Annotated in this window: 9 protein-coding genes; 2 read left to right on the top strand and 7 right to left on the bottom strand. The window is 47.5% G+C overall.

Annotated features, from left to right (window positions below):
* Positions 1-70: 70 nt before the first annotated feature.
* The 4 genes from B9A32_RS06625 to B9A32_RS06610 form a co-directional block, all read right to left on the bottom strand.
* On the bottom strand, positions 71-1,075 hold the full coding sequence (locus B9A32_RS06625) for a TRAP transporter substrate-binding protein (protein ID WP_084067724.1): 1,005 nt from the start codon (positions 1,073-1,075) through the stop codon (positions 71-73).
* Positions 1,076-1,449: 374 nt separating this feature from the next.
* Positions 1,450-2,745: a phenylacetate--CoA ligase family protein gene (locus B9A32_RS06620; protein WP_084067721.1), complete on the bottom strand. Its 1,296-nt coding sequence runs from the start codon at positions 2,743-2,745 to the stop codon at positions 1,450-1,452.
* 41 nt (positions 2,746-2,786) lie between these two features.
* Positions 2,787-3,314, bottom strand: a complete 528-nt coding sequence (locus B9A32_RS06615) for a 2-oxoacid:acceptor oxidoreductase family protein (RefSeq protein ID WP_084067719.1) — start codon at positions 3,312-3,314, stop codon at positions 2,787-2,789.
* Positions 3,315-5,144, bottom strand: coding sequence for a thiamine pyrophosphate-dependent enzyme (locus B9A32_RS06610; protein ID WP_232367069.1), 1,830 nt, complete (start codon positions 5,142-5,144; stop codon positions 3,315-3,317).
* 462 nt (positions 5,145-5,606) lie between these two features.
* Between B9A32_RS06610 and B9A32_RS06605 the strand changes: the two genes are divergently transcribed.
* Entirely contained in the window at positions 5,607-5,999 is a 393-nt protein-coding gene (locus B9A32_RS06605; protein ID WP_084067716.1) for a CGGC domain-containing protein, read from the top strand.
* A complete protein-coding gene (locus tag B9A32_RS06600; RefSeq protein ID WP_084067714.1) occupies positions 5,996-6,754 on the top strand; it encodes an N-acyl homoserine lactonase family protein in 759 nt (252 codons plus the stop codon). The genes B9A32_RS06605 and B9A32_RS06600 overlap by 4 nt, the downstream gene beginning before the upstream one ends.
* 155 nt (positions 6,755-6,909) lie before the next feature.
* Here B9A32_RS06600 and B9A32_RS06595 read toward each other — a convergent pair whose 3' ends face one another.
* From B9A32_RS06595 to B9A32_RS06585, 3 genes are all read right to left on the bottom strand, one after another.
* On the bottom strand, positions 6,910-7,875 hold the full coding sequence (locus tag B9A32_RS06595) for an electron transfer flavoprotein subunit alpha/FixB family protein (RefSeq protein ID WP_084067711.1): 966 nt from the start codon (positions 7,873-7,875) through the stop codon (positions 6,910-6,912).
* A 64-nt stretch (positions 7,876-7,939) separates the two neighbouring features.
* Complete coding sequence (locus B9A32_RS06590; protein WP_084067709.1) at positions 7,940-8,743, bottom strand: electron transfer flavoprotein subunit beta/FixA family protein; 804 nt, start codon at positions 8,741-8,743, stop codon at positions 7,940-7,942.
* Between the two features lie 118 nt (positions 8,744-8,861).
* On the bottom strand, positions 8,862-11,312 hold the full coding sequence (locus B9A32_RS06585) for a GcvT family protein (protein ID WP_084067706.1): 2,451 nt from the start codon (positions 11,310-11,312) through the stop codon (positions 8,862-8,864).
* Positions 11,313-11,857 lie beyond the last annotated feature (545 nt).

Below are 11,857 nucleotides of genomic sequence, written 5' to 3'. Positions count from 1 at the left end.
TTTAAATAGTTGTTATTTCTTTTTTATATGAAACACTCCGCCAATCAGGGAAGTATTTCATATAAAAAAATTATCGGGCAATGAGCTCTGAAATATCGTCAACAATGGCTTTTCCCGGAAACCCCTTGTCATCTGCCTTGGTAATCCATTTTTCTGTGATGGGGGACAGGGGGGCATTCCATGATTGAGCTGTTTTTTCATCAAAGGTGATAAATTCCACCTTATGGGTCTCTTTGGACCAGGCAACGGCATTGTCCACATGGCCGTCCATGTAGGTGCCTGTCCATTCAGCCTGTTCCCGGCCAAGGTCATCCATAATTTTTTTAACATCCTGGGGCAGGGCCTTCCATTTGGATTTATTCATGATAACAGCAAAGGGATAGACCACTGTGTTGGTCATGGTCACATATTTGCAATCGTCAGCAAATTTAAGGTCTTTCATAACTTCAAGGGAAGAAAACAGCCCCTGAACAACTCCCTTTTGAAGGGCTTCCGGTGTGGCAGACATGGGCATGCCGATCTGGTTTGCTCCCCAGTTTTTCAGTATTTCTGCAGCTCCCCCCGAGGCTCTTAAGTCCATTCCCTTGATATCTTCCAGGGTTCGCACCGGTTTTTTACTCATGATGTTGGTGGGGGCGGTGGTGAACAGGGTCAGCACCTTTACTTTGTCAAAGGCGGCAGGTTTATATTTTTGAAAAAGATCAAAGAGCACAAGGCTGCCGGTTTTAGAATTGGGAATTCCCAGGGGCAGACTCACGCCATTGGTGATGACAAATCGTCCGGGCTGGTAGGCCATGCAGATACACCCGATGTCAGCCTGCCCTGCAATGACACCGTCCATCATGCCTTTGGCTCCCAAAAGAGTACCTCCGGGAAAGGTGTTTATTTTTACGGCACCCTGGGTGCGTTTTTCCACTTCAACCTTCCAACGTTCCATCTGTACACAGGGAAAGGTGGGGGCCGGTGGAAAATTGGCGTAATTTAACTTGGTGGTTCCGGCCTCTGCACTGCCCGGCATGACAATGGTTAACATGATAAAAAATACCGTTAAGATGCTGCCAAAAAATTGGCTCATGTTTTTCTCCTTATTAGTTGTTTTTTTATATGAAACTCCAGCCAAAGACTTGTAATAATTAGAGTTTTTGTTTTTCGTTGTGGGCAGATCAAATTCCAATATGATCTGCCCATGGCAGTTTTATATGAAACTCCATCCAAAATACTGGCATCATAAGAGTTTCAATTTTCGTTGTGGCTGGTACTTACAGCCATGTATGTTTATATAAAAAGGTAACCTCAGCAGAGCCGCCCCCCGACGGGTAATAGGAACCGGACAATTGAGCTGTCTACAGTTCCGGTCCGGGACCATTGCCCGTCGGGGGGCGGCGGTATAATACCATTTGGCTCCGCGTCTACGACCCTATATTTGTTGTGTCCCACAGGACATGCCCGTTATTTTGAGTTGCCGTTACGCTTGTCAAAGACCCGCTGATTTTTTCTCTGGGTTCTGGGCAGGGTGTGATAATCCACCACTTCCACGGCGGGTCGCACCAGAAGACGTCGCCTGATTTTATCGGATATCTGTTTCTCAATGTCTGGATCAAGATCTGGAGAAACTCCCTGGCCCCTTTCCACCTTCACCGTCATGAGATCCCGACCGTCTTTTTGATGATGCAGATGAATCTGGTATTCACTGCCCACACTTTCAACGGTGCTCAGCAGGATATCAATCTGGCTGGGATAAATGTTCACAGCCCGGTAAATAAACATGTCATCACTTCTGCCCCGGATTCTGCCGTGTCTTGGGAAATTGCACCCGCAGGGGCATTTTCCCGGAATCAGTCGGGTGATGTCATGGGTTCTGTAGCGGATCAGGGGACTTGCCTCCTTTTGAAGGGAGGTGATCACCAGCTCCCCTTCTTCCCCGGGGGCAACCGGTTTCAAGGTGGTGGGATCAATGATTTCATAGATAAAAAGATCGTTCCAGTAATGGATTCCCTGGTGGTACGCACAATCGAGTCCGGTGCCCGGTCCATACATTTCAGTGAGCCCGTAAATATCATAGATCTGCTCAACCCCCAGAAGCTCGCTGATATGGGCCCGCATGGCATCGCTGTGGCGCTCGGCACCCAGGATGATTTTTTTCAGAGCAATTTTGGATTTAAGATCTCTTTTTTTAACCTCTTCGGCCATGAGAAGGGCCATGGAGGCTGTGGAACAAAACACCGTGGACTGCATGTCCACCAGCATTTCCACATGCATGTCCGTGTTCACCGGCCCCAGGGGAACGGCCATGGCACCAAATCGTTCGCACCCTGTCTGAAATCCTGCGCCTGCGGTCCACAATCCATACCCCACGGCTATGTGCACCCGGTCTTTCCGGGTCATACCCGATATCTCATAACATCTTGCAAACATGTCAGCCCAGGTGTCAATGTCCCTTCGGGTATAGCACATCACCTTTCTTTTACCCGTGGTGCCGGAAGATCCGTGGATTCTCACCACTTTTTCATCGGACACGGATTTAAGAGGCAGGGGGTAGTCGTTCTGGAGATCATGTTTGTCAATGAACGGAAGTTTTTCAAGATCAGACAATTGGGTGATATCATTGGCGGTGATGCCTGTGCCCCGGTATTTTTTTTGATAAAAAGGTGAATTCCGGAGGGCATGGTTCAAGGTCCATTTCAGGCCTTTGAGCTGAATTTCATTAATATTTTCATCTGTTAAATTATCGGGTATAAATCCCATTTTCCAACCTTTTTCCTTATCAAACAGGGTCTGTAAGACGTTTAAATTATTTGATTGTAACCTTTATCAAGGGCGTTCAGTGCCCCTGTGAGCAGGGCTTCGGGTTTTCCTTGAAGTCGGTTTTTGATCTGTTCTTTTACATCATAAAGGCTGCACACCTGGGTCACGGCAAGTGCCCCCCCCAGCATGTAAAGATTCACAGAGCCGGGATTGTTTTCATCTTCTGCCATTTTGTCGGCATCCAATGTGATGGCTGTGGAGGCTGATTTTTCAAATGTTGTTTGTGCATTGACAACAGCCTTGCCCCGGGGATTCAGAAAATCCCGGTGTTGAGCCAGATTTTCTGATTTCAGAACAATCAACAGGTCCGCATTGCCTGGCCGGATCAAGGGACTGGCATAGTCTCCTATTTTAAGATGGGAAATCACGGTTCCCCCCCGTTGGGCCATGCCATGGGTTTCCGATGTAAGGACATGGGAACCCTTTGCCATGCATGCCTTTGCCAGAAGCCCTGTGATAAACAAAACCCCTTGTCCCCCCACACCACTGATAACGATTTGCTGGTTCATTTACACCTCACTTATTTTGATCTCAATGGATTTTTTGGGACAGACATTGACGCAGACACCGCAACCCGTGCAAAGGGTGGTATCAATGTGCACAAGTTCTGCGTTTTCATCCATGACCAGGGCCGGACATTCAAAATGGGATACACAATATCCGCATCCGTCACAGTTGTCGTTGACCACAACTTTTTGAAACTGGGCTTTACGGGTCTCCTTTGAAAGGGACAGCACACAGGGAGAGCGTGAAATCAGAACCGCAGGACCGTTTTCCCGGGCATGGGCCACAGCCGCCTTCATGTGATCCAGAAAATTGGGATAATCCATGGGATCAGCGGTGATGCAATAGTCAATGCCGCATCCGGTCACCAGTTTTTCAATGTCCACGGATACGGTCTCTTCACCCATGATGCCCCTGCCCGTGGCCGGGGTGGGTTGATTTCCGGTCATGGCAGTGGTGCGGTTGTCCAGAATTACCAGAAGAAATGGGGCCTTTTGAACCACAGCATCAATAAGGGCCGGAACCCCGGAATGGAAAAAGGTGGAATCCCCCATGGTGGCCACAATGGGAGGACGTTTGTCATCGGTGTAGGCATGGGCAAATCCCGCAGCCTGGCTGATGGCAGCGCCCATGCACAAAACCGTATCCACGGCACCCAGATTCATGCCCAATGTATAACATCCGATATCACTGGTATAAATGCCCTTGGGGGCGGCCCGCTTAATGGCAAAAAAACTTGCCCTGTGGGGACAGCCTGCGCACAAAGTGGGACGTCTGCCGGGTTTGGATTCCATGATGGCAGACTTGGGTTCAACAGATAAGAATCCGGCAATGATCCCTTCCATGATTTCCGGCAACAACTCTCCTGTTTCCGGAACAGCGCCTGATTTTTTACCCTGGACCCGATCTCTCCGGGCAAGTTGCATTTCAATGACCCCGGTGGTCTCTTCCAGCACCAGGATATCTGAATGATCGGACAATATTTGTTCCACAAATGCGGTGTGCAGAGGAAAGGGCTGGAATACCTGATAAAGGCGCACGGTGTCCCACAGATCCAGCTCCTTTATAATATCCCTGGCATGGGCCGCAGATACGCCTGCCACCACAACAGCCTTGTCCGATTGAACAGACGGGTTCAGGCACACAGGGGCCGTGTCTTCCCAGGCGGCTATTTTTTTGAGTTTTTCTTCCAATTGATTGTGAAGAATATACCGGAACTTGGGGGTGGCGGCCCATCTTCCTGGATTTTTTTCAAATTCAGCTGATTTTTCCCGGGCAGTGATGGGCAAAAGGGAGACATCCTGCCTTGCATGGCACACCCGGGTGGTGGGGCGGATCATCACAGGGATCTCAAAGGCTTCGGATAGTTCAAATCCCAGTTTTGCCATTTTCCGGGCCTGCTCCGGGGAGTCCGGGTCCAGCACCGGTACCTTGGCGGACATGGCATAAAGACGGCTGTCCTGTTCGGTCTGGGAAGAATGGGGGCCGGGATCATCTGCACTTATAATAAGGAAACCGCCTTTTACTCCGAGGTATGCAGCGCTCATAAAGGGGTCTGAGGCCACATTGAGTCCCACCTGTTTCATGGCCACAGCACATCTAAGCCCTGCAATGCTGCCGGCATAGGCAATTTCAAAGGACACTTTTTCATTGATACCCCATTGCACATGCATGTCATCCAGGGCTTCTTGTTTTTTCCATGCAGCCACAGAGGTGAGTATTTCCGATGAGGGGGTGCCGGGGTAGGCTGTTGCCATGCGGCAGCCGTTTTCCACAAGCCCCCTGGCCAGGGCCTGGTTTCCCAGCATTAATTGTTTGCTGTCTGTTTGCGTCACGTAAGTCTCCTTGTTTCAAAATGCCTGAATTTTATTCTCAAGCTCAATATGTTCAACAAAAGAGAGGTGACCGCCATGGTTTGCATAAAAATGGAATTAATGCTTCTGCCATGGTATCTCTCTTCTGAAAAGTGTTTCTCTGTGGAGATACCTACAGCAAATGAATTTTTTTTCAAGCTTTTTTTGCGTTGTTTAAATCCGACACAGCAATAAATTTAAACTATATGTAATCGTTTTAGGCATGTCAATTATGGTGTTAGTTTCTTTGGCGCAGAGAGCGACTCTATAAATTACTGGGCTACTGATCTCCATACGCCCATGGAAATATTAGGTTCAACTTATTGACATATGCTCAATATTCATTGTAATATGGGCAAGCCAAGAAGGGGGAAATAAATTTGAATTAACTGCGATAATCCATGGATATCATAATATTAATTAAATAATCATTAGGGAAATTTCATGACAAAAATTGCCATTATCCGCTGTGAAAAAAATGAAGATCGCTGCCCGTTGACCGGGTGTTTTACGTGTCTGGTTGGTAACAAACAAGGATTTGCCCGGTATGAGGATGCCTCTGTGCCCGGTGGGGTTTTCACCTGTAGATGTCCCGGGGATAATGTGGTGGGGTTTGCAAAAATTTTAAAATCCAAAGGGGTTGATGCCATACATTTTGTAACCTGCACCTTTGCCGCCAAAAAAGAGGGTAAATGGGACGATGCCCAGGGCGGTTTTTGTGAGGACATTGATGCCATCATTGAAAAAGTTCACCGGGAAACCGGTATGAGCTGTGTGAAAGGAAGTGCCCATCTGCCGGAAAATTACACCCCCAGGGTGTGGGAGAAACAGGCATGACAACCTATACCATTTATCCCATTGTACTGGGCACCAAGGTGTTTGATAAAAGTATGATGACCTATCAGCACGGGGCAGGGGAGTCTTACACCATTCCCATTTATGGCTGGTACATCAAAGGGGGGGATAAAAATATTCTGGTGGATACCGGGGAGATGAGCCCCATTCAATCCAAAGAGCGGGAAAAGGCAATAGGGGGAAAGATTTATAGATTTGAGGAAGGCCTTGCCCAATTTGGACTCACCCCTGAATCCATTGATATTATCATTCACACCCATCTTCACAATGATCATTGTGAAAACGATTATAAATGCATTAATGCGGCCATTTATGTCCATGAAAAAGAGTTAAAGCGAATCCATGATCCCCATCCATTGGATTTTCGGTATCTGGAGGATTACATCGAGGATGTGGAAGAAAATGGTCAAATCAAGGTAATGACCGGCGACACCGAGGTGGTGCCGGGTATCGCCTGTATTCATACTCCGGTTCACACCGACGGCGGCATGAGCATTGCCATTGATACGGATAAAGGAAAGGCCGTTATCACAGGATTTTGTGTAATCAAGGAGAATTTTCATCCCCCCAAAGAGATCCGGGCCATGGAGATGGAAGTTATTCCTCCCGGAACCTTGGTAAATGCCTTTGATGCTTATGATATCATGCTGAAAATCCGGGACATGGCAGATATTCTAATTCCATTGCATGAACCTGAATTTGCCGGGGGGGAGTGCATTCCGCCAAGTTCACCATAATATAACTGTCACGGACAAATCGTATTTTGATCCGGTTCCACCCACAACAAAGCTTGAAATATACTCCTTAAACGGGTATGCCCTGTGGAACACAACAAATATACTGATAAAAAAACATGGGACAAAAATTTTTTTTGCCCCATGTTGCGATTAAGTTAGGCCAGTTTTTTAATCTCTTCTGTGATGGCAGGCACCACGTCAAAAAGATCATCAACAATACTGTAGTCAGAGGTCTTGAAAATCAACGCATCCGGATCATTGTTAATGGCCACAATAACATCCGATGTGCTCATGCCGGCAATGTGCTGCATGGCGCCGGAAATACCGCAGGCAATGTACAGCTTGGGAGAAACCACCTTTCCGGTCTGACCCACCTGATCTGTCTGGGGACGCCAGCCCGCATCCACTGCATTTCGGGAGGCCCCCACGGCCCCGCCAAGGGTGGCAGCAAGATTTTCCAGGATGGAAAAATCCGGGCCGTCCATGGCCCGCCCCCCGGAAACAATGTAATCAGCTTCGGTGAGTTCAATTTTACTTGAAACCTCAACCTTTTCTTCAATAAGGGTTACATTAACGGTTCCGAGATTTACAGCACATTCTTCAACGACTCCTGCCCCTGTAGCTTCTGTGATTTCAAATACATTGGGACGAATGGTGGCAAGCTGGGTGTCGCCTTCAATGTCTACTGTGGCAATGATCTTACCCCCGAAAAGGGTACGTTTTGCCACCAGTTTTTGATCTTCAATAAAAAGATCCAGACACTCCTGGGCCAGGCCCACATCCAGGGTGGCAGACACATTGGCTGACAACTCTTTACCCTGGCGGGTGGCACCAAAGAGAACCATGCGCGGTGCCTTGTCATTAATGATATCCACAAGTACATTGTGTTGTTGACAGGGACGATAACCTTCAAGATCAGCGTCCTGGGCCACCACAATGAGATCCGCACCATATTTTGCCAGCTCTTTGGCAGGCTCTGAAACAGCAGCTCCCATGACAACTGCCACCAGGGATTCTCCCAATGAATCGGCAAGGGCTTTTCCCTTACTGAGGGCCTCCAGAGAAACTTTTTTAAAACTGCCGTTAAACAGCTCAGCTACAACCATTACACCTTGTGCCATGATAATATATACTCCTATACTTGCAAATCCGAAAAGTCTTCCAGACCTACAGGATTTGAAAATGTTAGATTACAGAGGCTTCTTCCTTGAGCAAATTCACCAATATTTTTGCTTTTTCTGCCGGTGAGCTTCCCTCAATAATTTTACCCTGGCCCCGTTCCGGAGGAAATTCCATGGATCTTATTTTAACCTTTGCTCCATTGATACCAAAGTTTTCAGGATCAAGGCCAATGTCTTCAAGCTCTCTTTCATCCACCTTTTTCTTTTTGGCTTTCATGATGGCCCGGAAGTTGGGATAGCGGGGTTCATTAATACCTTTCTGGGTGGTGATCAATGCCGGAAGAGCGGCTTTTACAACGGCAGTACCGCCGTCAATGGATTGCACACAATTAATTTCAGTGTCAGTGGTTTCCTGTTTGGTAACCAGAGAAATAATGGGCAGATTGAGTTTGTTTGCCACCAGGGCTGGTACCAGATAACTGTCATCATCCACGGCCCGCTGACCGGCAATGATCAGATCAAAAGGAACATCCTTTAAAGCTGCGGCAATGATGGCGGCTGTGGTGTGGGGATCAACGGCTCCGTATACTTCGTCATCAATTTCATCATTGATGTGAATGGCCTCATCAACACCCATGGCATAGGCAACCCGGATGGCCTCAGCCACATGGTCAGGTCCCACGGTGACCAGGGTTACTTTGCTGTCTCCCTTTGCTTCTTTAATGAGCAGGGCTTCTTCCAGGGAAAATTCATCGTAGGGGTTAATGGCCCACTTTGTATCTTCAGTGTCGATAGCGACATTGGACTCGGCGATTTCCACCGGGGCTTCCGTGTCTGGTACCTGTTTCATCAGGACAACTATATTCACAGCGTGATTCCTCTTTTTTGTTTTTTTTATATAAAATACTCCGCAATTCAGAGGCGTATTTCAAGCTTTATTGTGGGCAAATCCGGTTTAGAATAGGGTTTTTGCCCACAGCATTTATTTACATCTTGGTTCTAAGATTTTTGGGATCATAGGGAGAGCCAAGAACCACAGTGGCGGGAAGGGCTTTTCCTTCCACCATGATTTCGTATTTACCCTCTTTAATCCATTCGTTGGTGATTTTGCCGCCTTCGGGATTCTTGAGATAACCCATGGCCACAGCTGTTCCCACCTCAAATCCATAGGCACTTGATGTGGTGGTGCTGATGTACACACCGTCGCGGTATATGGGCTCATTGCCGTAAATCATGATATCAGATTCATCCAGGGTGAACATGACGATTTTTCGTTCAATACCCTCTTCCTTTATTTTTACCAGGGCATCCCGACCGATGAAGTCGCCTTTGTCAAGTTTTACACCAAAGCCAAGGCCAGCCTCATAGGGATTGTCATCAGGAGTAATGTCTGATTCCCAGTGACGGTATCCTGTTTCCAGTCGAAGGGAGTTCACCGCCTGCATACCCACAAGCTTCAGATCAAATTTCTTTCCGGCCTTCATGATGGCATCAAACACAGGCAGGGTAAAATGAGAGGGAATGTAAAGCTCCCAGCCAAGCTCGCCCACATAGGACATGCGAACGGCGGTACATCTGGCGTAGGCAATGTCAATTTCCTGGGCTGTGCTGAATGGAAAGGCTTCATTGGACATATCTGCCGATGTCAGGGCCTGCATGAGATCCCGGGATTTGGGTCCCATGATTGCCAGCATGGCATAGCCATGGGTGACGTCAGTGGCGGTGCAGATGGCATCCTTGGGGATTCTTCTCTGGATATAATCCAGATCCCGGACAGTTGTACCGGCTGCGGTGACAATAAAGAAAGTTTCATCATCGGTTCTGGTAACGGTGATGTCTGTTTCAAATCCACCCCTTTCATTGACAACCGGGGTATAGACCACGCCGCCCTTGGGAACATTAATGTCATTGGTGCAGATATTTTGAAGCACAGACATGGCATCCCGGCCCTGGACCAGAATATTACCCATGGAGGAGAGCTCATACATACCTACGCCATGGCGCACAGCCAAATGCTCTTCTTTCTGGTAGGGAAGCCAGTTGGGGGATCTCCAGTCATATTTATGAACCGCGTCCACACCCTCGGGGGCAAACCAGTCCGCCCTTTCCCAACCGGCGATCATGGAAAAGCAGGCCCCGTTGTCTTTGAGTCTGTCATGGACAGGGGAACAGATAACCGGTCTTGCAGTGGCTCTCTGGCGGTTGGGATAATGTTGTTCGTAGAGGATACCCACAGACTCTTTTACACGGTCATGCAGATAGGTTTTATTCTGCTGCCATGGGAAGTAACGTCTCACATCCACGGGCCACAGCTGCTCTTCGGGGTATCCTTGGGCAATCCATTCGGAAAGGGCCCGACCCACACCGGCAGATCCGGCAATACCAACGGAGTTCATGCCGCATCCCACAAAAAAGTTTTTAACACCGGGGGCTTCACCGATCATAAAGGCGTTGTCCGGAGTAAAACTTTCTGCTGAAATCTGGAGATGTCTGATCTGGGCATCTTCCAGGGCCGGGAAACGATCGTAGCCACACTCCATGAATACTTCAAGCTGATCCCAGTCTTCGGGAAGTTCAGTAAATTTCCAGTTTTCAGGAATGCCCTTCATACCCCAGGGTTTGGCTTCCACTTCAAATCCACCCAGCAGGATTCCGCCGGACTCTTCTTTAAAGTAGGTCACACCGTCAAAGTCACGAACTGTGGGGAAATGTTTTTTCAATCCCGGAATGGGGGTGGTGATGGCATGGAGATGCTCTGCCGGATGCAGGGGAATACTTACGTTAACAATTTTTCCAATGTCCCGTCCCCACATGCCTGCACAGTTCACCACATATTCACAGGAGATGTCACCAAGTTCGGTGCTCACCCCGGTGATGGTTTTGTCTTTGGTTTTAATATCAGTGACTTTGCAGTTTTCAATGATGGTGGCACCGCCGTTACGGGCACCCTTGGCCAGGGACTGGGTGGCACTGATGGGGTCCACCTGACCGTCATTGGGAAGATAGAATGCTGATACCAGACCTTCGGTGCTCATACAGGGAACCATGTCTTCTGCTTCTTTCAGGCTGATTTCATGCATGTCAATGCCAAAGGCCTTGGCCATGGCAGATCCCCGGAGCCATTCCAGACGACGATCTTCGGTCTGGCATACACCGATGGCACCGGTTTTCACAAACCCGGTATTCACTCCGGTTTCCTGTTCCAGGGTGGAGTAGAGTTCCACGGCATATTTGGCAAGGTTGGTCATTTCCTGGTTTTGTCTCAACTGAGCAAGAAGCCCAGCTGCGGCAAATGTGGTACCGGCTCCCAGCTCTTTTCGTTCCAGCAGAACGATATCTTTAAAACCTTTTTTCGTAAGATGGTAAGCCGTGCTACAGCCCACAATTCCACCACCGATAATAACGATTTGAGCATGGGTAGGTAATGTTGTTGACATGGTAAATCTCCTGATAATTATGTATGTAAAAATGAAAACTATAGATGATTTTAACAAATACATTTTCTTGTTTTGAGTATCTGTATTTGCAATCAACATGCCATTGTGGTGTCTTTTGATGAAAAACAATTAGATATACTGAGTTTTATTTGCCGTTCAGTTTGCCTCAAAAACAAATTGATCTGTTTTTTTGATTTAATTACAGTGCTTTGTGGGTATGTGGCATCGGATGTGTTGATGAGATCGTTATTTTTTAATTATTGATTGCTTTGTTTTTAATAGCGTAAAAATAAGCTAAAATAATTTCATGGGCATGGGTATGATGTCCGCATGCATCATTTTTCATGAAAGTGATGTCTGTATGCATCACTTTGGGCTTAGTCATAACGTCGGTCATTTTATGATAAAATTTTAGAGGTAAAAATAATACCTGTAATTACAAGCTCTTGCGAGTTAATAAATTTTATCCCACATATAGTGATCCGGCTTATGATTGACCCTGTCACTTTTTATAGCATGCATGATTAAAGGTTTCTGGTGACAGG

It is taken from the genome of Desulfocicer vacuolatum DSM 3385, from assembly GCF_900176365.1.
Taxonomy (GTDB): domain Bacteria; phylum Desulfobacterota; class Desulfobacteria; order Desulfobacterales; family Desulfobacteraceae; genus Desulfocicer; species Desulfocicer vacuolatum.
The sequence above is the reverse complement of the archived record's forward strand: the minus strand, read 5'-3'. Positions and strand labels throughout refer to the sequence as shown.